General features: G+C 49.5%; 21 protein-coding genes. 9 read left to right on the forward strand and 12 right to left on the reverse strand.

All coding sequences use genetic code 11. From position 1 onward, the window contains the following. Positions 1–94: 94 nt before the first annotated feature. Positions 95–2,131: a carbohydrate-binding module family 20 domain-containing protein gene (locus tag EZV61_RS18230; RefSeq protein WP_240695239.1), complete on the reverse strand. Its 2,037-nt coding sequence runs from the start codon at positions 2,129–2,131 to the stop codon at positions 95–97. Between the two features lie 365 nt (positions 2,132–2,496). On the opposite strand from EZV61_RS18230, the gene EZV61_RS18235 reads away from it, so the two are divergent. From EZV61_RS18235 to EZV61_RS18255, 5 genes are all read left to right on the forward strand, one after another. Next, positions 2,497–3,051, forward strand: coding sequence for a hypothetical protein (locus EZV61_RS18235; RefSeq protein WP_131417434.1), 555 nt, complete (start codon positions 2,497–2,499; stop codon positions 3,049–3,051). A gap of 53 nt (positions 3,052–3,104) precedes the next feature. Continuing rightward, complete coding sequence (locus EZV61_RS18240; RefSeq protein ID WP_131417436.1) at positions 3,105–3,656, forward strand: GNAT family N-acetyltransferase; 552 nt, start codon at positions 3,105–3,107, stop codon at positions 3,654–3,656. A gap of 83 nt (positions 3,657–3,739) precedes the next feature. Then, entirely contained in the window at positions 3,740–4,270 is a 531-nt protein-coding gene (locus tag EZV61_RS18245) for a hypothetical protein (RefSeq protein ID WP_114336318.1), read from the forward strand. Next, complete coding sequence (locus tag EZV61_RS18250; protein WP_114336319.1) at positions 4,260–4,814, forward strand: NUDIX domain-containing protein; 555 nt, start codon at positions 4,260–4,262, stop codon at positions 4,812–4,814. The genes EZV61_RS18245 and EZV61_RS18250 overlap by 11 nt, the downstream gene beginning before the upstream one ends. A gap of 97 nt (positions 4,815–4,911) precedes the next feature. Continuing rightward, complete coding sequence (locus EZV61_RS18255) at positions 4,912–6,027, forward strand: META domain-containing protein (RefSeq protein WP_131417438.1); 1,116 nt, start codon at positions 4,912–4,914, stop codon at positions 6,025–6,027. A 9-nt stretch (positions 6,028–6,036) separates the two neighbouring features. On the opposite strand, the gene EZV61_RS18260 is transcribed toward EZV61_RS18255, so the two are convergent. Continuing rightward, positions 6,037–7,983, reverse strand: a complete 1,947-nt coding sequence (locus EZV61_RS18260) for a diguanylate cyclase domain-containing protein (RefSeq protein WP_165569661.1) — start codon at positions 7,981–7,983, stop codon at positions 6,037–6,039. A gap of 133 nt (positions 7,984–8,116) precedes the next feature. Beyond that, positions 8,117–9,145: a Glu/Leu/Phe/Val dehydrogenase family protein gene (locus EZV61_RS18265; protein ID WP_131417442.1), complete on the reverse strand. Its 1,029-nt coding sequence runs from the start codon at positions 9,143–9,145 to the stop codon at positions 8,117–8,119. Positions 9,146–9,325: 180 nt separating this feature from the next. On the opposite strand from EZV61_RS18265, the gene EZV61_RS18270 reads away from it, so the two are divergent. Next, on the forward strand, positions 9,326–9,751 hold the full coding sequence (locus EZV61_RS18270) for a DUF4826 family protein (protein WP_131417444.1): 426 nt from the start codon (positions 9,326–9,328) through the stop codon (positions 9,749–9,751). A 12-nt stretch (positions 9,752–9,763) separates the two neighbouring features. Here EZV61_RS18270 and EZV61_RS18275 read toward each other — a convergent pair whose 3' ends face one another. The 7 genes from EZV61_RS18275 to EZV61_RS18305 form a co-directional block, all read right to left on the reverse strand. Further along, the gene (locus EZV61_RS18275) at positions 9,764–10,228 is read right to left on the reverse strand and encodes a GNAT family N-acetyltransferase (protein WP_114336323.1); all 465 of its coding nucleotides are present in this window, start codon (positions 10,226–10,228) and stop codon (positions 9,764–9,766) included. Further along, complete coding sequence (locus EZV61_RS18280; RefSeq protein ID WP_131417446.1) at positions 10,229–11,389, reverse strand: cupin domain-containing protein; 1,161 nt, start codon at positions 11,387–11,389, stop codon at positions 10,229–10,231. 182 nt (positions 11,390–11,571) lie between these two features. Next, positions 11,572–12,942: an adenylosuccinate lyase gene (gene purB, locus EZV61_RS18285; RefSeq protein ID WP_114336325.1), complete on the reverse strand. Its 1,371-nt coding sequence runs from the start codon at positions 12,940–12,942 to the stop codon at positions 11,572–11,574. Positions 12,943–12,961: 19 nt separating this feature from the next. Beyond that, complete coding sequence (gene hflD, locus EZV61_RS18290; protein ID WP_130565789.1) at positions 12,962–13,588, reverse strand: high frequency lysogenization protein HflD; 627 nt, start codon at positions 13,586–13,588, stop codon at positions 12,962–12,964. 12 nt (positions 13,589–13,600) lie between these two features. Next, positions 13,601–14,704, reverse strand: a complete 1,104-nt coding sequence (gene mnmA / locus EZV61_RS18295; RefSeq protein ID WP_131417448.1) for a tRNA 2-thiouridine(34) synthase MnmA — start codon at positions 14,702–14,704, stop codon at positions 13,601–13,603. A gap of 98 nt (positions 14,705–14,802) precedes the next feature. Continuing rightward, positions 14,803–15,273, reverse strand: coding sequence for an NUDIX hydrolase (locus tag EZV61_RS18300; RefSeq protein WP_131417450.1), 471 nt, complete (start codon positions 15,271–15,273; stop codon positions 14,803–14,805). Between the two features lie 82 nt (positions 15,274–15,355). Next, complete coding sequence (locus EZV61_RS18305; RefSeq protein ID WP_130565786.1) at positions 15,356–15,970, reverse strand: pseudouridine synthase; 615 nt, start codon at positions 15,968–15,970, stop codon at positions 15,356–15,358. Positions 15,971–16,060: 90 nt separating this feature from the next. On the opposite strand from EZV61_RS18305, the gene icd reads away from it, so the two are divergent. Then, positions 16,061–17,314 (forward strand): NADP-dependent isocitrate dehydrogenase, encoded by a 1,254-nt coding sequence (gene icd / locus EZV61_RS18310; RefSeq protein WP_114336330.1) that lies wholly within the window; start codon positions 16,061–16,063, stop codon positions 17,312–17,314. Between the two features lie 156 nt (positions 17,315–17,470). Here the strand turns inward: icd and cspD are convergent, their stop codons facing one another. Next, on the reverse strand, positions 17,471–17,686 hold the full coding sequence (gene cspD / locus EZV61_RS18315; RefSeq protein ID WP_114336331.1) for a cold shock domain-containing protein CspD: 216 nt from the start codon (positions 17,684–17,686) through the stop codon (positions 17,471–17,473). A 235-nt stretch (positions 17,687–17,921) separates the two neighbouring features. Between cspD and clpS the strand changes: the two genes are divergently transcribed. Beyond that, positions 17,922–18,242, forward strand: coding sequence for an ATP-dependent Clp protease adapter ClpS (clpS, locus tag EZV61_RS18320; protein ID WP_114336332.1), 321 nt, complete (start codon positions 17,922–17,924; stop codon positions 18,240–18,242). Between the two features lie 47 nt (positions 18,243–18,289). Beyond that, on the forward strand, positions 18,290–20,563 hold the full coding sequence (clpA, locus tag EZV61_RS18325; RefSeq protein ID WP_130565785.1) for an ATP-dependent Clp protease ATP-binding subunit ClpA: 2,274 nt from the start codon (positions 18,290–18,292) through the stop codon (positions 20,561–20,563). 65 nt (positions 20,564–20,628) lie between these two features. Here clpA and infA read toward each other — a convergent pair whose 3' ends face one another. Then, a complete protein-coding gene (gene infA / locus EZV61_RS18330) occupies positions 20,629–20,847 on the reverse strand; it encodes a translation initiation factor IF-1 (RefSeq protein ID WP_016401030.1) in 219 nt (72 codons plus the stop codon). Between the last annotated feature and the right edge of the window lie 30 nt (positions 20,848–20,877).

Below are 20,877 nucleotides of genomic sequence, written 5' to 3' on the forward strand. Positions count from 1 at the left end.
GTGATCGTTTCAGGGCGGTTGGGTAAGTATGGGGCTATTCAAATGAGCCCGCAGATGCGGGCTCATTTTATCATCGTGCTGTGGCTAGTTAAGATCAGAAGGCGCCGTCGGCGCTCTGAGTTTGACCGGAATTAAAGCCATTGTTACTGCCGTTTTGCCAACTAAGGCCTGCAATAGCATTGTTCTCTTCCCGCTTTAAGCATTTCCATTCAAAGTCAGTGTTATTGGGCAGATTAATGCTGCCACTCCAACTGGGGTAGCTGGTGGGATCTAACTTCACTGCTTGGGCGGGGTCCCAGTTGCCGAGTTTGTCATGGTTGCCTACCACATAAACACTTTGTCCCATGTAGGTATCCCCGTTGTGACAGGTAAAGTTGATATCGACCGTGGTTGTTTGTGTGCCTTTAAAGCTAATGGTAGTGCTGGTGCCAGCACTGCCGCTATGGAAGAGCTGAGATTGCGAGGATGCCTGCCGCGCATCGGGATCTTGCTCGTCGCGTTTCAGGCAGGCCCAGCTGATATCCATATTGGCGGGTACATCAATAGTACCTGTCCACGTAGGGTAGGCGGTTGGGTCCAGTTTAACTGCCTGCGCTGGGTCATTGTTGCCAAGGGCAGGGGTGTTGCCGGTGACATAAACGCTTTGGCCCCAGTCGGTTTCAGCGTCAGCACAACTAAAGTTGACCGGCACTTCTGGTGGGCAGACACCGCCGTCGCAGCTGCAATCGAGACCATAGACATCACAGGGATCTTGGATCATTGCGCCGACATGGATAGCCGATGCTGACATAGCCGGTACCGAGAAGTGTGCATTACCCGCCCCATCAACCGTAATGATGGGACCGGTACAGGTGAACTTGTTGCTGTTGAAATCGCCATTGATGATGTCACAGTAGTCACCTTGCGGCATGTCGGTCGCAAAGGTTCGATCTAAGGTTTGATTACCTTCCCTGTTAATCGCGACAAAGCCTAAGCCACCGCGACTAAAGGCGATCTGATGATTGCCGTTGTCCCACCAACGCGAGGCCACAAACTGTTCTGCGGTATGGTTTCTGAAGCTCACCATATTGGCGATGCCGCGCCAACGATGTTCACATACCCAGTCACCGTCAAAGCAGCCATTGCCACTGTAGGCACCGCTGGATGGTGGACCTTGGTCATGGTCGTCAAAGTAGTAGCTAGACATTACTTTGGGATAACCATAGGGGTAGGCCAGCATGAAAACATTGCCCAGATGATAGGCGTCACCATCTTTGTAAGTCAGGGTGTCGTTGGTTTTTTGCCGCTGATCATCGTGATTGTCAGTAAATATCACCGCGTTGTCTGATGGCAGCCAGCCACCCCAATGGGTGTCGATGTTTTTCAGATCTGCGATGGGACCTCGACCTTTAAAATAGTGGCCCATCGTACGTTCGAAGTTGAATTCAGTGACATCGCCCAGGTGCGTATATTCAGAGGGCTGGATCGGCTCATCGGCCGCGCCAATCACTTCCTGGAAGATATATGGATTACCTTGAACTTTATTCAGGATCGCTTCGATATCTTGCACCGGTATATGTTTGGCAGCATCAATTCGGAACCCTTTGACGCCCATAAAGATCAGGTCGTTAAAGTAGTCGGCGATCTTTTGGCGAACATACTCGTTTTCTGTTGCCAGATCGTTCAGGCCGACCAGATCGCAATTTTGTACCTGCCAACGGTTGCTGTAATCGATAGGCGTGGTGCAGCTATGAAAATGCTCGTTGTAGTAGGGGACGGAGGGAAAGTAGCGGTCGTGGGCTGCCATGTGGTTGATCACCATGTCGGCGTAGATATCAACCCCAACACTATTACAGCGCGCCACCATGTTCATAAATTCGGAGCGGCTGCCGCTACGGCTTTCGATGTTGTAGCTCACCGGCTGATAGCGCGTCCACCATGGTGATCCGCCGACATGTTCCTGTGGCGGTGATATCTGCACCGCACTGAAACCTTTCGGGCCCAAGTGCTGTTCGCACTCGATACCGATTTCATTCCAGCTCCATTCAAATAAGTGTACAAAAGCTGTCCTTGGCGCAGCCTGGACATTGCTTACCATACTGGCAGCGCCCAGTATCAGGGCTGCCGCCGCTGATGGGAGTTTGTTGTTCATTCCATTAATCCTGTTTCTTATGTTTATTTTTTACAGACCTTTCGCTCGTGGGAGCGGTAACATCAGGCTAGTTTTTGACTTGCTCAGCGTCAAAATTTGGTCGTTTGAATTGTGAAGATTCTCTCGGCGGGCAAAATTTATTCGCACTGTGGTGCGTAAGTTCAAGCTTGGTGAGAGGGCTTACATTGGCAGAATGGCCTTTGCTGTGCCGCTCAGGTGCTGTGATTTAGTCAAGCGATTGGCGTCTAGTTTGGCTGTGATACGAAACAGATTGTGGCGCTGATATGGGGGCATCAATAGATTCTGTCGGTTTGAAACCATATACTGCTTTGCAGTTGTATTTTAGGCAAAAGGTGTCGCACGGAATGAAGCGAGAATTACTGGTTATGCTGACACTTGTGTCAGTGGTTGCTTGCAGTAGTACAGACGATGAGGTGCCAGAGCAGGTATTTAAAGGAGAGCAGCTTATCCAACCCATGCCTTTGCCTGGTGGAACCTGGGAGCGATTTATCTATACCTACCCTGATGCAAAGAGGATTAACTGGGGTTTGGTCGGTAAAAAGGATGTGCTGGAAGTCGTCGAGTTTTTTGGTGAAGAGTTAGGCGATCTCGCTGCTTATCGGATGCGCCAGGACAAAGCGGATGCGGCCAAATGTGCCAGCTTTGAATCTGAGTTGTTAGATACGGTGGTCAGGAACGGCTATCAGGAGATGTTATGGCAGACTCAGTGTGTAGAGCTGGAAACGGAAAGATCACTATTTAGCTATCATCTGTCTATCTCCGGTCATGACTCTTTTTTCGTACTTTCGCGTCGCTGGCCTTACATGCCTAAGCAATCATCGAAGAATGCGTGGTTGGATTATTTCTCCGACGTCATGTTATGTGATGACCGACTTGAAGCGCGTCCTTGTCCATATTAGTCAGGCATCAATAATCAGGCGGCGTTCACACCTTGGAGTTAAAGAGGAAAGCGATGGATCCTATCTCTATCACCTGTGGCGATCAGCAATTTTCCCTCCGCTTGTTGCATCGTGATGATGGCGCTGCGCTGGCTCGCTACTTTGCTCAAATGGGCGAGGATACGCGCCGCCGCTTTGGCCCTCATCCCTTGACGGAAGCATTTGCTGACGAATTGGTACAGAAGGTTGATGACAGCGCTGACCGCTTTGTGATGACCACCGATGATGGCAAGATCGCGGCTTATTTCATTTTTGAGCGGCAAGCCTTTCCCCATGAGATGCAACGTTATGCTGAGCAAGGCATTGTTTTGGCCGCTGGTCAGGACATCAGTTTTGCACCCTCAGTGGCGGATGCATATCAGAACAGTGGTGTTGCCTCTGCGGCAATGCCTGCACTGATTGGTTATGCCCGCAGTATGGGCGCCAAATCGTTGGTGTTAATGGGCGGGACACAGGCCACGAATGAGCGTGCTGTGCGCTTCTATGAGAAGTTCGGTTTTCGTCGTCATGGCGGTTACCAAACCGAACTGTATAATCATGATATGCGGTTACTCCTCACGGAATAGATAAGATTAGGGGAAGGTATACTTGTGTTTGTTACTAAATTAACTGACCCTAGTTTTATTGATCATCATGTGGAGGGCGCGTAATGGACCATGTCACTAACGCTGTAGAACTCTCTGCATTGGAAGTGCCTGATTATTTCCCTTCATGGTTAAAGCCGTTAAGGGCTTTTCCTATTGTTCAGCATCTGATGTCATCACCAAAGCTTTCTGGGCAGGATATGGCGACTTTAGTGGCGAGCTGGCCTTGGCCTGAACCCGATGCTGAACAGACATCTGATGATAGTCCCCATTTTCGTTATAGAAATACTGACAATGATGAACAGTTTTTAAGCTGGCTTGCGGCCACCGATTGGCCTCAGGCGGGTGAGTGCTGGGTGTGGTTATGTCAGGAGAGTCCACTGTTACGTTGCCCCGTCTCTATGGTCATGCCGCTGTTACAAGAAGTGCGAGAAGCGCTGCATGCCAGCACTGATTTCTCATTGGCGATTGTTGATGTTGATGGTCGCTATGGATTGATCATGGACACTTATGTGGGTTATTTGCCCGGCGACGATGAACTACATGAACCGATTGTTCACGAAGTGACTGATTGGGGGCTGAGCAGTGTCGAATGACAGTCTGAATGACAAAGGGCAGGTGAGTTCCACACTGTGGCGCTATTGCCCACAGTGTGCCAGCCAAAGTATCAGTGTGACTGAGGGCAAGGCGTTACAATGCGGTGATTGTGGCTTTCTCTATTTTCATAATGTGGCGGCTGCTGCAGGGGTTTTGATACGTTGCGGCGATCAGTTTCTATTTGCTGAACGGGCGAAGCAACCTTCGCTAGGTATGCTCGACCTTCCCGGTGGTTTTGTTGATGCTGATGAGTCATTAGAGCAGGGCTTGTGCCGAGAGCTCAATGAGGAGCTAGGGTTAGCGTTAAAGCCCGATGCGTTGACCTACTTGGGGTCTATGCACAACCGCTATCTCTATGCCGAGGTTGAATACTGTACCGTCGATGCGATCTTTTCCCTCACCTTGGCCGACAAACCCAATCTGGTGGCTAAAGATGATATCTCTGCGTTTCAATGGCTGACGCGGCAACAAGCTGCCAGTGTCCGCTTTGCTTTTCCTGCCGTTGAACAGGCGGTTGCTCGCTGGGTGTTATCAGCCAAGTAAGCTAAATGCTTCTGTGGCTTGGTTTGAGCTTTCGCATGAATCTATTTCTATTAAAACAATATAGCGTCTATCACGCTTGACCCCCATCGGAGCAGCAATGCAGTTAAACAGGTTTTGGATGTGGTGTGGCGTTATCTTGTCTGCCACAGTGCTGATCGCTTGTGAGCCAGCGAACAAGGTCACACCAGAGAGTGCCAGCAGTTTGATGGTGCCGCAGGATAAGGCTGCTGACACCGATCCTGTCGCCATGTTGCAGCCTTTGGTGGTTGACCGCTATGTCAGCTTTTATGGTGAGATCCATTGTGATGTTTGTATAGAGAAAATGATGACGGTCACGTTGCGACCTGATTATCGTTATCTGCTCAAAGTGGAATCGGCAGACCCATCGGTTGAAACTGCATTTCAATTGGGTTACTGGCAACAAATGATGGAGAGTGGTCGTCAGACCATCAAGCTGCTTGCTACCCCTTATCAATTTGCCGTTTCATCGTCCCATCAATTGCACCTGATTGCGCCCGCTAGCTTAACCTCTGATGATCCGCAAAATCATAGCGTTTTGGCGCAGAGCAACGAGCACCTGCACTCCAAGCCGCTACCGATATTTGCTGTTTATCGATATATGGCAGACGCTGCGATGATGCTGGAGTGTGGCTCTGCATTGCGTTTGCCTGTACTACAGCAGGGAGACAGTCTGGCGCTTGAGCAAGCCTATTTGGCGGCTGTAGAGACACCTGGACAACCTTTGGTGGTGGCGTTACAAGCGTCCATTGTTGCTACGCCAGGAGAGGAAGGTGGCGATGAGCGTTGGCTTGTCGAATCGTTTGAAGCGATTAGTGCCTTGAACTCCTGTGAGGCAAAGTTGGCTGAGCCTGGGGTTACCCACACTTATTGGAAACTGCTATCTATCGATGGTCAGCAGATTCTGACACCAGAAAACCGCAGGGAGATACATCTTGTGTTGGGTGCTGATGGCAGAGCGCATGGTTTTGCTGGTTGTAATCGATTTTTTGCCCAATATGAGTTGTCTGGCGAGCAACTTCAGATTGATGCTATCGGTGGTACTAAGATGGCATGTCCCGATGAGATGGCAGCAGAGAAAGCGTTCTTAGCCGCCCTTGGGGTGATTGACAGCTTTAAGATCGAAGGGCAAAAACTGATCTTACTGCAAAACGGTTCGCCGTTAATGCAACTGGAAGCTGTCTATCTTTACTGAGGTAGAGGGCTAGTCGGTTTGTTTGGCATCACTTGGAGCCACAATAAACCGATTCTTGCCTTGCTCTTTTGCCACATACAGCGCTTGGTCTGCAGATTTCACCATATCGTCTGCCACGAAAGAACCTGGCGGAATGATGGTGACGCCAATACTGACGGTAATGGCGGTGGCAAACTCTTCCAGTTGCAAAGGAGCTGAGATCCGTTGCAGCAGTTGTTCCGCCAAATGATGCACATCGTCCGGCGTTGCCAGTTGCTCTAACAGCAGTGCGAATTCATCTCCGCCCAATCGTGCGACAGTATCGCCTTCGCGTACCACTGCTCGGATCCGCTTACCGACCTGGACTAACAATTTGTCACCGGCAGGGTGGCCGTAGGCATCGTTAATGGCTTTGAAGCCGTCAAGATCCAGCATCAACAGCGCGGCGTATTGTGTTCTTCGCGTGGCGAGCGTGTGTTCTAGCCGTTCTTGTAGCAGGGCGCGATTGGCAAGCCCGGTAAGGCTGTCGTGGAAAGCCAAATAGGTCAGTTGCTTGGTGCGACTCTTCAGGTGTTTTAGTTCGGTGACATCATGTCCTGATGAGAAGTAGTAGGTTCGATGGCCATCATTCAAACTCTTAAAAGGTGTGATCACTTTCTCTTCGTAGTAAACCGAACCATCTTTGCGTCGGTTAACGAAGATAGATTGGAACGTTTGCCCTGATTCTATTTTTTTCCAAAGCTGTTTGTAGAAAGAGTCATCATGGTAGCCAGACTTCAGCATATTGACTGATCTGCCGAGGCACTCTTTTTGGCTGTAACCGGTGACTTGTTCAAAGGCTGGGTTTACATAACTGATATAGCCGCGCTCATCAGTGAGACAGATGATCTCCTGACTCTCTTCGATGATCTGGGCAAGCCGCGCCATCTTCGCAACCGTGCGGCGTTGGCGTTGACTGACAATATGCCAACGGTAGGCAGCAATAATTGCGATTAGAAGGAGTCCTAAGAGTATCGGTCCACCAAGCTTTGCCCGCTGATTTGCGTAAGGGGTGAGGTTGTTTAACGGCATGGTGGAGACGACTTTGAAAAAACTCTCTTCTAGATCCAGCGACGCAATGCTCTGATCTTTCGCTAACCGCTGATAGCTAATCACATCGTGGAGGTAGAGACGGTCTTTGCCTTGGGCTACGCCGCGAGAGTTTCTAACGGGCATCGGCCAGATAGTGCCCAGTTGATCACTTCGAGTATCACTTGTTTCAGCGTCTATTTCACCAAATAACCACAACCCTTCGCCGTTGACGAAACTGAGGTGGCCATCAACGGAATTGTCCAAAGAAACGAGGTGCTGGCGTAGGTGCTCGCCGTTGAGATTGATTACGACCCCACCAACAAATTTGTTGTCGTTGTCATAAAGTGGCATCGAAAAGCGGATCACCGGTCGAAATGGGCGCTCAATTTTGCCGTGCTCACGATTGAAGTCAAAACGGGAAATATGCACAGTCTGCGGACTTACCTTAGCCAAACGCTGAAAATAGCGCTGACCTGATTTACTCTGCAGGCGTTGACCAGTGGTGAGTTTGCTGAGGTTGCCTTTGACTTCTACTCTGACTACCTCTTTGCCGACAGCGTTGATCTGTCTGACTTGATGGTAGCGTGGGTGATGCTTGGCAAACTGCAGCAGCAGGCTCTGCGCTTCATTGGTTTTTTCTGATTCACTGAGTCCTTTCGATTTTGCTATCAGCGACAGTCGGCTTTGTAGGAAACGAACGTCTGAGATGGCGCGGTTGAGATCCTCTTCTAAATTGGTGGTAAGCAGCTGCAGAACTTTGCGTTCTTGAGTCAGGTGGCGATCTTGCTCTAGTTGCTTGGTATAAAAATGCAGAGCAACAGCAATCACCGCCAGGATGATGGAAACAAACCAGAGCCATAAATAACCGCGGCTGGGGGAAGACTCTGTGCCTACCAATTGACTCAATTTAGAATTCTCTTGATTTGAATGGGCGGGGCAAGATGCCCACTTCAACGAATAATCACTATGATTCATCTCAAATATCATTGAGATAGTAACCAAGCGGGGCTATTTACCCAACTTGATTACTATAGCAATTTTATTTCGCGGCCAGTATTTCTTGCGCAAGTTGATCGGCTAATTCGCCAGTGGGTCGATTTTCTTGGCTGGCACGTTGATAGAGAGTGCTTAGCGTATCGTATATCTTTTCTACTTTTGTATTGGCTTTATTTGCACAGTAGCCGCTGCGCTCAAATGAGATATTGATAATACCTCCGGCGTTAATGACGTAATCCGGCGCGTACAGGATCCCAGCATCGGTGAGCGCCTGATCAATGTCCGGCGTGGCTAACTGGTTATTGGCACAGCCTGCGACGATCTTCGCTTTCAGTCGTGGTAACGTCTGACTATTCAAAGTCGCGCCCAGTGCACATGGGGCGTAGATATCGACCTCTTGATCGTAAATCTCGGCTGGCTCAACGACGCTGGCGCTGAAGTCATTTACAACCCGGTTCAGGTTAGCTTGATTCACATCGGTAACGATCAACTTCGCGCCAGCATTGGCTAAGTGTTTGCAGAGGTAATAACCGACGTGGCCGACCCCCTGCACAGCAACCGATTTACCCTCCAAACTATCACTGCCGGTTAGGTGTTTTACTGAGGCTTGAATGCCGACGAAGGTACCTGTGGCAGTAAAAGGTGAAGGATCACCGCTGGTATGTTCGAGACCAGCAACAAAGTTAGTCTCTTTTGCTACTTCGGCAATATCTGCCGGTGTGATTCCTACATCTTCGGCGGTGTAGTAGCGACCACCAATGCGAGCGACCGCGCGACCAAAAGCCTGCATCATCGCCGGGGTTTTCATGTTGCGGTCGGCGATAATGACCGCTTTGCCGCCGCCAAAGCCAACACCAGCAACGGCGTTTTTATAGGTCATGCCGCGGCTTAGTCGGAGTGCGTCTGTCAACGCTTCCTTATCGTCAGCATAGCGCCACAGTCGGCAACCACCGACAGCCGGGCCGAGTTTGGTGCTGTGTACTGCAATAATGGCCTTTAAGCCTGTAGCAGCGTCACTGAAATAAGCGACTTCTTCATGGTTATCGAATGCATTTAGATCGAAAAAAGACACGTAGTTACCCTTATTTACGCCGAATATGTGAACCATATCACTGTCGGTGGAAAGCATCTACTACAGGCGCTTGGCATTTTTTCTGCGGCTGTCATTCAGGCTTTACAAAAAGGTCATTCGCGCTTGAAGTCAGCGCTACTGTGTCATAAGGTTGCTGGCGATTGATTGGGAGGATGTTTGATGTCGGAAGCAGAAGAAAAACGGGACGCACTGCAGGGTTGGGTGCGAGAGCAGTTTCAGAAGGCGCAAAAACATTTAGCGTCGAAAGGCATCGTGCCCGCTCAAGTATTAGAGAAAGAGAGCCGCTATTTACCGCCTTTGGTTTCTATCTGGAAGATTGTGACTGCTGATAAGCCGGCACAAACAGTTTGGGTGATCAGTGGCGACTTGCCAACTGACCATGTTGAAGTGGGTGCTGCCGCCACAGCGCGTGATGCATTGCGCTATTTTGGTTTACGCTGGCAGCTTCAGGCCGAGCAGTTGTTTCAAGTGCCAAACAAAGATAAAACCAAGGTAGATTTCGCTAATTTGCTGGTGAGCCGAGCGGAAGGGTTGGCACAGCTGCATGAAAATGATGCGCTGTGGGCTAATGAAGGCCAGGCGTAGTTACCTGCTGCTTTAGTGATGCTGATCTGACTGGTCAAGCTCGGTGATTTTGCCGAGCTTGCACTTCATCCGCTGTCTTGGGATCCCCGCTTCCATAAATACTGGGGCGATCGCCTTAAACCCCTGCCGCTTAAAGTTGTCAGTGGCTTCCAGTGCGCTGTTAATAAATACGGCGTCCATCTGTTCCTTACGCGCGATATCTAGCAGCGCGTTCACTACAGCTTTGGCAACCCCTTTGCCCCGTGCCGGTATGATGACGGCGATACGACCAATATGACCGTTAGGTAACAAACGCCCTGAAGCGATTGGGTTTTGCGCTTCATCAACGGCGAGGATATGAAAGGCGTTTATATCCAGATCGTCAAACTCGATAGATTCAGGGATACGCCACTCGCAGCAAAATACTCGGTGACGAACCTGAAAAAGTGCATCTTTGGCAGCAAGCCAGTGGACCTGCCGGACTTCGTAGTGACTCATTTATTCTTCAAACAGTAAACCCTGATTAACAAGTGTAGTCAGTACTTCGGTGAATAGTGAACTATTGTCGGTTAACGCTAAGCGTTCTGCGTCGAACTGCAAGTTGTCGGCCAGGATCTGTTTATCATTAACTGATAGTTTTGAGTCAAAGCGTTCGCCGTTGATATAAAGCTCACCCGGTTGAAACAGCGCCGGCTTGTTGCAATAGAGCGCTTTTACGCCACTGTGCCAAGTGAGTGAGTGACCTTCCGCTAATAGGCTTGCAACATCTTCACTGGCTAGCGCTGGCTCGGGAGTGTCTATGGCAACAGTGCGATTAGGCGTTGATAGCTGTGCCAGTAAGAAAGGATAGAGTAGGGCATCATCTTCTAACAAAGTGCGCATGCTGGCTTTCAATGTTTGCATATCTGCTGCGGATAATTCGCCGTGGTGGCTAAACAGCGCTTGGCGTCCAGCATCGCTAAAACGCTGTTCGCCCAGCTCATTGTCGACCATGTAGTCAGCCAGGCCATTAAATAGATCGCGCTGACTGGGAGCGCGAAAGCCGACTGAGTAGTTCAATGATGGCTCAATGGCGTAACCTTCATGGGGGCAGCCAGGAGGAATATAGAGAATATCCCCGGGCAGCAGCTCTGCATCGATAATCGCTTTGAACGGCTTGACCTGAAGCAGATCTGGATGAGGGCAGTGGGCTTGGGTCGGCTGGTGTTCACCGACGCGCCAATGGCGTTTACCTTGACCCTGAATAATAAAGACATCGTACTGGTCGAGGTGTGGTCCAACACCCCCTCCCGGCATAGAGAAACTGACCATTAGGTCATCGATACGCCAGCTGGGGATAAAACGAAATGCGTTCAGCAGCGTTGCCGAATCGGGGATCCAGTGGTCGACCGCTTGCACTAGCAAGCTCCAATCGGTTTCTGTCAGCTGGGAAAAATCATCGAATGGACCATGGCGAACTTGCCAATTGGTTTTGCCAGTGTGGCTGACAATACGGCTGTCTACCTCTTCCTCCTGGGCTAAACCGGCTAAATCGTCTGCGTCGATGGGATCGACAAACTGAGCGAAGCCCTGTCGGATCAGCAGGGGCTTTTTCTGCCAATATTCAGCAAGGAATTGTTCTAAATCGAGGGTCAGTTGATAGCGGGCAGAGCTGCTCATGGTGGTAAGCCTTGTTGGTGGCAGGTTGAAGAGGTTTGAGGCGAGTGTCGTGCGCGCCTCATGGGTGCTTGTTTACTGAGGTTATCTAACTAATTGGAATCGCGCCAGTTGTGCTTCTTTTCTGGCTCGTAGGCATAAAAAAACCACCTGAACTCAGGTGGTTTTTTTGCCCAGATAAACGTCTATTTCAGGTCGTCAACAAAGGCGATGGCACGACCGATATAGTTCGCTGGTGTCATCGCTTTCAGATCGACTTTAACTGACGCTGGTAGCTCCAGGTTATCGATGAACTCAGCCATTGCTTGCTGGTCAACACGCTTGCCGCGAGTTAACTCTTTCAGCTTTTCGTATGGCTTTTCGATGCCGTAGCGACGCATGACTGTTTGAATTGGCTCGGCCAATACTTCCCAGTTCTGGTCTAACTCAGCCAGCAGGTTGACTTCATTCACCTGCAGCTTGCTGATCCCTTTCAGGGTAGCTTGATATGCGATCACTGCATGGGCTACACCAACGCCCAAGTTACGCAGGACGGTAGAGTCAGTCAGATCGCGCTGCCAGCGGCTGATTGGCAGTTTGGTCGCCAAGTGGCCGAACAGTGCATTGGCGATGCCTAAGTTACCTTCCGAGTTTTCAAAATCGATAGGGTTAACTTTATGCGGCATGGTGGATGAACCGATTTCACCGGCAATAGTTTTCTGTTTGAAGTGACCTAAAGCAATATAGCCCCAAACATCACGATCGAAGTCGATCAATACGGTATTGAAACGAGCAATGGCATCGAAGATTTCCGCGATATAGTCATGAGGCTCAATCTGGGTGGTGTATGGGTTCCAGGTGAGGCCTAAGCTAGTCACGAACTCTTCAGAAAACTTGTGCCAGTCCAGTTCAGGATAAGCAGAGATGTGAGCGTTGTAATTACCGACCGCACCATTGATTTTGCCTAACAGCTCAACGGCATTGATCTGGGCGATCTGGCGCTGCATACGGATATAGACGTTGGCCATCTCTTTGCCGAGCGTTGAAGGCGATGCTGGCTGTCCATGGGTACGTGACATCAGCGGAATGCTCTTGTATTCGAAAGCGAGTGCTTTAACGGCATCGCTAACTTCGTTTAGCATAGGTACCAATACCAGGTCGCGGGCTTCGCTAAGCATCAGGCCGTGAGACAGGTTGTTGATATCTTCTGAGGTACAGGCGAAGTGGATAAACTCTGATACCGCAGCTAATTCAGCCAGGCTTTCGGTTTTTTCTTTCAGGAAGTACTCAACCGCTTTTACGTCGTGGTTGGTGGTACGTTCAATCTCTTTAACACGCAGCGCGTCAGCTTCACAAAAGTCAGTGACGATGGCATCAAGCAGGGCATTGGCTTGTGCTGAAAATGCTGGTACTTCCGCTATTTCCGCAGTGGCGGCGAGTTTTTGCAACCAACGCACTTCAACTGTGACGCGGTATTTAACCAAGCCGAATTCGCTGAAGATGCTGCGCAGTGCATCGACCTTGTTGCCGTAGCGACCGTCAACCGGTGAAATGGCGGTTAAACTGGATAATTGCATGTTTGCTCCTGCTAGAGAGTTAGATTACCTGGGTTTGGAGGTAACGGGCTGTGTCCAATATTTTTTTACGACTTAATAATAACTGTCGACGTTTACCGCCAACTTGTCGCCACAGTACGGCTGCACGTAGGCCTGCCAGCAGCGACGCACGGATCTGGTTCTGACACAGATCCTGCTTCAGATAGGTGGGTGAACCTGCGACCTGGATCCGCGGCCCCAAGGGGCTGATCAAGTCACTGTAGATAGCTGCCATATTACGCACCACTTGTGCGTCGATCTCCGCGTTGTGATCTACCTGTCGTTTTACTTGAGAGATCCGTTCGCCCAACATGGCTAAAAGGCCACGTTGTTGCGACACCTTACGTTCAAGGCTAAGCAGATTGACAACGTATCGGGTTAGCTCGGCGTCTTTCGAATCACCACTGGGGTTGAGTTGGTTGACCAACGTATTAATTCCCAATTTGAGATTGGCTGAACCGCCGAAGACATCTTCCGTCGATTTTGGATCGGTGACTAAGATACTGCTGAGCGTGGTCTGCAGGGCCTCGTTGTCGGCCTGACCTGTTTTAGCGATCTGTTGTACTAAAGCGGTGGCCTGACAGATGCCAGAAAAACTAATCACTTGGTCAATCAACGGTGTGCTCAAGGTCTACTCCTATTAATCCCTGATAGGTGAGTCGATGATGGCGCCGCCAAGGCAGACATCACCTTGATACACCACGACTGACTGTCCAGGGGTGACGGCTGCTTGCGGCTCGTCGAACCGTACTTCGATTGTATCTTCGCTCAACCGTTTTAGCGTACAAGGCACATCGGTTTGGCGATAACGGGTTTTTACCGTACAGCGTAATGTATCTTGTGGGCCTTGACGATCCACCCAATGCAACTGGTCGGCGACCAATCCGTTGCTAAACAGGCGAGGGTGATCATGCCCTTGGGCAACTAGCAATACATTTCTTTCGAGGTCTTTATCAACCACATACCAGGGGTTGTCATTGCTATTCTTTAAACCACCAATTCCCAAGCCCTTGCGTTGGCCTAAGGTGTGATACATCAACCCTTGGTGTTCGCCAATAATGTCACCGTCGACTGTTTCTATCTTGCCGGGCTGTGCCGGTAAGTAACGCGCCAGAAAATCACGAAACTTACGTTCGCCGATAAAACAGATGCCAGTGCTGTCTTTTTTCTTTGCGGTGACTAAATCCTGCTGTTCGGCGATCCTGCGTACTTCAGGTTTTTCTAACTCACCGACCGGAAACAGGGTTTGTGCGATATGTTGCTCAGCCAACGTATAAAGAAAGTAGCTTTGATCTTTGTTGTTATCTAGTCCACGCAACATCTGCCATTTGCCGTCCACTTGCCCGCGTCTGACGTAGTGACCGGTAGCGATGTAATCAGCACCGAGTGCCTCAGCGGCAAACTCAAGAAAGGCTTTAAATTTGATTTCGCGGTTGCACATGATGTCGGGATTGGGCGTGCGCCCCGCTTTGTATTCAGCGAGGAAATACTCGAATACATTATCCCAGTATTCGGCGGCGAAATTGACCGTATGCAGTTCAATGCCCAATTTATCGCAAACCGCCTGCGCATCTTCTAGATCTTCGGCGGCAGCGCAGTACTCGTCGTTGTCATCCTCTTCCCAGTTTTTCATAAACAACCCTTCGACCTGATACCCCTGCTGGAGCAGCAGGTATGCCGATACGGAACTGTCTACGCCGCCGGACATGCCGACGATAACTTTGGTTTGACTGTTGTCTGTCATATAGGAAAAAACCGCCAAGGATCTAAGTGAATACGTTTCAAGGCGCGGGATTTTACCACAGTGGTAGGGGTCTGTTTAAGATCAAACTTTCAGAAGATTCAACTTGACCGGTCAATTTGTTGATCAGGGCAGTAGTGAAGCAGTGTGAGTGGCGCTCTTTGGCCGGACAAATAGTCTTCAATTCCCTTTAAAACAAGGCCACTGCGATGACGAGAAGAGGCGGCGACCAACTCCGCTTTTGTCATCCAATGGGTGCAAGATATCTCTGGATCCAGAGGCTTACTGGTCGGTGGGAGTGAGTCATATTTGTAATAGAAACAAAATCGAAGATAACTGCGGCCTGCTTCTGCAGTCGGAGCTAGGTACACACCGACTAGGCCTTGGGGTGAAATATCGAGGCCAGTTTCTTCCAGTATTTCCCGCTGCGCGCCCTGAATTAAGGACTCCCCAGGCTCTAGATGGCCTGCCGGGTTATTGAGCAGCATCTGCCCCTGCTTTTGCTCCTCAACCAACAAAAATTTGCCATCGTATTCGATCACGCAGGCGAGGGTCACTTCAGGTTTGAACATATAATCTCTCCTGCAGACTATTGGCTGCACTGCGTTGGTTGCTAAGTCGGCAGTCGCCACTAAAAGTGGTTGTGATCGCCGGTTACTCGATCAACTTTGCTTCGCCATTAGCGAGTCCATCAATGGTCCAGTTACCAATGCGGTAGCGAATTAGGCGCAGCGTTGGGCAGCCAATGGCGGCCGTCATTCGTCTCACTTGACGGTTTCGTCCTTCGGTAAGCGTAATTGATAGCCAGCAGTCGGCAATCGATTTGCGCTCTCTTACCGGCGGAGTGCGAGGCCAGATGTCGGGGGCAGGCATGCGCTCAACAGTGGCGGGTAAGGTCATCCCATCTTTGAGCTCTATACCTTGGCGAAGTTGCTCAAGGGCTTCATCGGAAGGAATATTCTCAACTTGAACCCAATAAGTTTTACTGGTCTTACGTCCAGGCTGAGTCAATTTCGCCTGTAGTGCCCCATCATTGGTCAGAACCAAAAGTCCTTCGCTATCTCGGTCTAAGCGTCCAGCGGCATAAACACCGGTTTCTGAAACATAATCTGCGAGTGTTGCGCGGCCTTGGTCGTCAGTGAATTGGCACAACACATCAAAAGGTTTGTTAAGTAAAACGACCTTTCTTGGTGCAGCAGGTTTATCCCGTTTGGGGGATTGTTTTTTTAAACGACGGTGATGTGGTTGTTTACGAGAGGGCTGGGGCATGTTAGGCGCTTTGAATCTGTCAGACGATCTATTATGATGGCGCAACTTTAAAAACGCCAACCCTTAGAAAGGGGCCAGGAGAGAAGCTAAATGGAAAGCAAGATTGTTGTGCCTGCAGACGGCCAGAAAATCACAGTGAATGCCGATGGCAGCCTGAATGTTCCTAATAACCCAATTATTCCTTTCATTGAAGGTGATGGCATCGGTGTTGATGTTACTCCTCCGATGATGAAAGTACTTGATGCAGCGGTAGAGAAAGCCTACGGCGGCGAGAAGAAGATCTCTTGGATGGAAGTGTACTGTGGTGAGAAATCTACCCAAGTATACGGCGAAGACGTATGGTTGCCGGAAGAGACTCTGACAGCAGTTAAAGATTACGTTGTTTCAATCAAAGGTCCTTTGACTACGCCTGTTGGCGGCGGTATTCGTTCTTTGAACGTTGCTCTGCGTCAGATGCTTGACCTTTACACTTGCTTGCGCCCAGTTCGCTACTATGAGGGCACACCTAGCCCACTGAAACAGCCTGAACTGACTGACATGGTGATCTTCCGTGAAAACTCAGAAGATATCTATGCGGGTATTGAGTTTAAAGCGGGTACAGACGAAGCGAAAAAAGTTATCTCATTCCTGCAGAATGAAATGGGTGTGACTAAGATCCGTTTCTCTGAAAACTGCGGTATCGGTGTCAAGCCGGTGTCAAAAGCAGGTACTGAGCGTCTGGTTAAAGCAGCGATTGATTACGCTATCCAGAATGATCGTCCTTCTGTGACTTTGGTTCACAAAGGTAACATCATGAAGTTCACTGAAGGTTCATTCAAAGATTGGGGCTACGAGTTGGCTCTCAATGAGTATGCCGGTGAACTGCTCGATGGCGGTCCTTGGGTTAAGATCAAGAACCCTAACAACGGTAAAGAGATCATCATCAAGGATGTGATTGCTGATGCATTCCTGCAGCAGATCTTGTTACGTCCAGCAGAGTACGATGTGATCGCTACTTTGAACCTGAACGGTGATTACGTTTCTGATGCATTGGCTGCGCAAGTTGGTGGTATTGGTATTGCACCTGGTGCCAACATTGGTGACGGTATTGCTTTGTTTGAAGCAACACACGGTACAGCACCTAAGTACGCAGGTCAGGACAAGGTAAACCCTGGTTCACTGATCCTTTCTGGTGAGATGATGTTACGCCACATGGGTTGGACTGAAGCTGCTGACCTGATCGTTAAGGGCATGGAAGGTGCGATTGCCGCTAAGACTGTGACCTATGACTTTGAACGTTTGATGGAAGGCGCAACCTTGCTGAAATGTTCTGAGTTCGGCGATGCGATGATTACCAACATGTAATCATTTTTATCATCAGCAAATTAGCTGATGATAAAATGGCGAAGAACGTCAAAAAAAAGACACCTAAGGGTGTCTTTTTTATTTTGCATGTTTTATCTGCAAATAAAAAAGCAGGCTTATGCCTGCTCTTTATTCTCCCACTCCGTCACAGGAAACCTACTTAGAGGCATCCGGTACTTTTATGTCGTGGGCATGCATGCCTTTCGGACCTTCGTGAAGTTCAAACTCTACCGGTTGCCCGGCTTTAAGCGTGCGGTAGCCTTCCATTTCAATCGTTGAGTAGTGAGCGAAAATATCTTCACCCCCTTCATCAGGAACGATAAAACCAAAGCCCTTAGCGTTGTTGAACCACTTAACTGTACCCGTTGCCATAAATTCTACTTCCTTACCTCAGTTCCTTAAGACTTGAACTCCTTGAACTCACGGTTGTGATGTTTTGACTCTGCCCATATATATGAGAAAGTAATATCACGCACCAGTGTCAAAAAATAGTCGATCTGGTATGACAGTCAAGGTTTTTACTGGGTTTTTTTAACGTTCGTGGCGAAAAATATATCTGAGCCAGATCAGAGTTCGCGGCGTATCTAAGACGTACTACTATTGAATTATGGCTAAGCAAGACGAGCTAGAGCAGCATCACGGTTTAGAGGTGGCACCGGCAAAACCGAAAGTACAACCGCCGCCGATGTACAAAGTGATACTGAACAACGATGACTACACCCCGATGGATTTCGTTGTAGAGGTTTTACAAACGTTTTTTAATTTAACTGCCGAGCAGGCCACGGAAGTGATGCTGTCGGTACACTATAAAGGTAAAGGGGTTTGTGGGGTGTTTACTGCTGAGATAGCAGAGACCAAAGTGGCACAAGTGAATAGTTATGCCAGACAGCATGAGCACCCGTTGCTATGCTCTATGGAGAAGGCTTAGTTTGCTGCAGTAGCAGCTGGTATGGTGAACAATTGTGAGGTACGCCGATGTTGAATAAAGACCTCGAGATATCCCTGAACGGTGCCTTCCGCGAAGCGCGTGAAAATCGCCATGAATTTATGACCGTTGAACATTTGCTGTTGGCGTTGCTCGATAACCCAGCAGCCTCCGAGGCCCTGTCTGCTTGTGGCGTAGGTTTAGATAAGCTCCGCACTGAGCTGACCCGCTTTATTGCCGAGACAACGCCACTGATCCCTGAACATGACAACGAGCGGGAAACTCAGCCTACCTTGGGTTTTCAGCGTGTACTGCAGCGTGCGGTATTTCATGTTCAGAGCTCTGGTGCCAGCGAAGTCAGCGGTGCCAATGTATTGGTCGCTATTTTCTCAGAACAGGAATCCCAGGCGGTTTACCTGTTGAAAAAAGAAGATGTCAGTCGCCTTGATGTGGTTAATTTCATCTCTCACGGTATTAGCAAGGTCGACCAGCACAGCGGCCCTGAGCAACCGCAATTAGATCAAGAGAGAGAAGGTGAGGGCGAGAACGCCAGCGAAGATAATCGCCTGGAAAGCTTCTGCACTAACCTTAATAAGCTGGCTGAAGATGGCAGCATAGATCCATTGATCGGGCGCGACCAAGAGTTGGAGCGGACGATCCAAGTGCTGTGCCGTCGCCGCAAGAATAATCCATTGCTGGTGGGCGAGGCGGGCGTAGGTAAGACTGCCATTGCTGAAGGGCTTGCATTCCGCATCGTCGAAGGCAGCGTACCGGAAGTTATCGAAAAAAGTACTATCTATTCGCTGGATATGGGTGCCTTGTTAGCTGGCACCAAATACCGTGGTGACTTTGAAAAGCGTTTTAAGAATGTGCTGAAAGAGCTGCGTAAGGACCCTGGTGCGATCCTGTTCATCGATGAGATACATACCATCATCGGTGCAGGAGCTGCCTCAGGCGGCATGATGGATGCCTCTAACCTGATAAAACCCCTGCTGTCTGGTGGTAGCCTTCGTTGTATTGGCTCTACAACCTATCAAGAGTTTCGTGGGGTATTTGAAAAAGACCGCGCTTTAGTACGTCGTTTCCAAAAAATTGATGTTCTGGAACCTAGCGTTGCCGAAACCACCAAGATCCTCAAGGGACTTAAGTCTCGTTATGAAGAACACCATGGCGTTCGGTATACGGTCAGCTCGTTGAAGGCGGCGGCAGAGCTATCTGCCAAGTATATTAATGAGCGCCATTTGCCGGACAAAGCCATTGATGTCATTGATGAGGCCGGTGCGCGTTTACGTTTAGCTCCGCAAGGCAAGCGGAAGAAAACCATCAGTGTGCATGACATCGAAGATGTGGTGGCACGTATTGCCCGTATCCCCCAAAAAACCATTAACCGTTCAGACAAAGATCTGCTGAAGAATTTGGATAAGAACCTGAAGATGGTGGTGTTTGGTCAGGATGAGGCGATCGATGTGCTGTCTGAGTCGATCAAACTTGCCCGTGCAGGATTAGGTAATGAGCAGAAACCTGTGGGTAGCTTCTTATTTGCCGGGCCAACAGGAGTGGGTAAGACGGAAGTTACGCAGCAGCTCAGTAAAGCCATGGGTGTCGAGCTTGTGCGCTTTGATATGTCTGAGTACATGGAGCGTCATGCCGTCAGCCGTTTGATTGGTGCGCCTCCTGGCTATGTTGGTTATGACCAAGGTGGCTTGCTGACTGATGCCGTTCTCAAGCACCCCCATTGTGTGGTTTTGCTGGATGAGATCGAAAAAGCCCATCAAGACGTTTACAACTTGCTATTGCAGGTGATGGACAATGGCACGCTCACCGACAATAACGGTCGCAAAGCGGATTTTCGCAACGTGATATTGGTGATGACTACCAACGCCGGCGTTCGTGAAACTGAACGCAAGTCGATGGGCTTTAAAGAGCAGGATCGTAGCTTTGATGCGCTGTCAGAGATTAAACGCATTTTCACACCTGAATTTAGGAACCGTTTGGACAGTGTGGTTTGGTTTAATCATTTAGATGAGCTGGTGATCCAGCAGGTGGTCGATAAGTTTATTGTCGAACTGCAAGCACAGCTGGATGACAAACGGGTGTCGTTGGAGGTGAGCGAAGAAGCGCGGTTATGGTTGGCTAAAAAAGGCTATGACAAGGCGATGGGCGCACGTCCGATGGCACGTTTGATCCAGGAACAGTTGAAAAAGCCGCTGGCTTCGCAGCTGTTATTTGGCGAGCTTGCTGATGGTGGTAGCGTGAAAGTCACTGTTGAAGATGATGAGTTAAACATCGACTATCACTGTCAAGACGAAACCTGCTTGGCGTAATACAGGCAACAGAATAGTAAAAGCCCGGACATGATCCGGGCTTTTTTAATTTTGTAGCTAGGCGCTTAACGGGCGCGGAAGACGATACGGCCTTTTGATAAGTCGTATGGGGTCAGCTGCACAGTTACTTTGTCACCCGTTAAAATACGGATGTAGTTTTTGCGCATTTTACCGCTGATGTGTGCAGTCACTACATGCCCGTTTTCCAATTCTACACGGAACATGGTGTTTGGAAGTGTATCCAGCACAGTGCCCTGCATTTCAATATTGTCTTCTTTCGCCATCTCTAGTTGATATTCCTGTTACCGCCCAAA

The sequence above is a fragment of the Corallincola luteus genome, from assembly GCF_004336975.1.
Classification (GTDB): Bacteria; Pseudomonadota; Gammaproteobacteria; order Enterobacterales; family Neiellaceae; genus Corallincola; species Corallincola holothuriorum.

Excerpts from the sequence above, each read along its gene's own strand:
- EZV61_RS18275 (WP_114336323.1), bottom strand. The coding sequence starts at position 10,228 with ATGAGTCACTACGAAGTCCGGCAGGTCCACTGGCTTGCTGCCAAAGAT.
- EZV61_RS18230 (WP_240695239.1), bottom strand. The coding sequence starts at position 2,131 with ATGAACAACAAACTCCCATCAGCGGCGGCAGCCCTGATACTGGGCGCT.
- EZV61_RS18300 (WP_131417450.1), bottom strand. The coding sequence starts at position 15,273 with ATGTTCAAACCTGAAGTGACCCTCGCCTGCGTGATCGAATACGATGGC.
- EZV61_RS18280 (WP_131417446.1), bottom strand. The coding sequence starts at position 11,389 with ATGAGCAGCTCTGCCCGCTATCAACTGACCCTCGATTTAGAACAATTC.
- cspD (WP_114336331.1), bottom strand. The coding sequence starts at position 17,686 with ATGGCAACGGGTACAGTTAAGTGGTTCAACAACGCTAAGGGCTTTGGT.
- purB (WP_114336325.1), bottom strand. The coding sequence starts at position 12,942 with ATGCAATTATCCAGTTTAACCGCCATTTCACCGGTTGACGGTCGCTAC.
- EZV61_RS18240 (WP_131417436.1), top strand. The coding sequence starts at position 3,105 with ATGGATCCTATCTCTATCACCTGTGGCGATCAGCAATTTTCCCTCCGC.
- icd (WP_114336330.1), top strand. The coding sequence starts at position 16,061 with ATGGAAAGCAAGATTGTTGTGCCTGCAGACGGCCAGAAAATCACAGTG.
- clpS (WP_114336332.1), top strand. The coding sequence starts at position 17,922 with ATGGCTAAGCAAGACGAGCTAGAGCAGCATCACGGTTTAGAGGTGGCA.
- clpA (WP_130565785.1), top strand. The coding sequence starts at position 18,290 with ATGTTGAATAAAGACCTCGAGATATCCCTGAACGGTGCCTTCCGCGAA.
- infA (WP_016401030.1), bottom strand. The coding sequence starts at position 20,847 with ATGGCGAAAGAAGACAATATTGAAATGCAGGGCACTGTGCTGGATACA.
- EZV61_RS18235 (WP_131417434.1), top strand. The coding sequence starts at position 2,497 with ATGAAGCGAGAATTACTGGTTATGCTGACACTTGTGTCAGTGGTTGCT.
- EZV61_RS18255 (WP_131417438.1), top strand. The coding sequence starts at position 4,912 with ATGCAGTTAAACAGGTTTTGGATGTGGTGTGGCGTTATCTTGTCTGCC.
- EZV61_RS18305 (WP_130565786.1), bottom strand. The coding sequence starts at position 15,970 with ATGCCCCAGCCCTCTCGTAAACAACCACATCACCGTCGTTTAAAAAAA.
- EZV61_RS18270 (WP_131417444.1), top strand. The coding sequence starts at position 9,326 with ATGTCGGAAGCAGAAGAAAAACGGGACGCACTGCAGGGTTGGGTGCGA.
- mnmA (WP_131417448.1), bottom strand. The coding sequence starts at position 14,704 with ATGACAGACAACAGTCAAACCAAAGTTATCGTCGGCATGTCCGGCGGC.
- EZV61_RS18245 (WP_114336318.1), top strand. The coding sequence starts at position 3,740 with ATGGACCATGTCACTAACGCTGTAGAACTCTCTGCATTGGAAGTGCCT.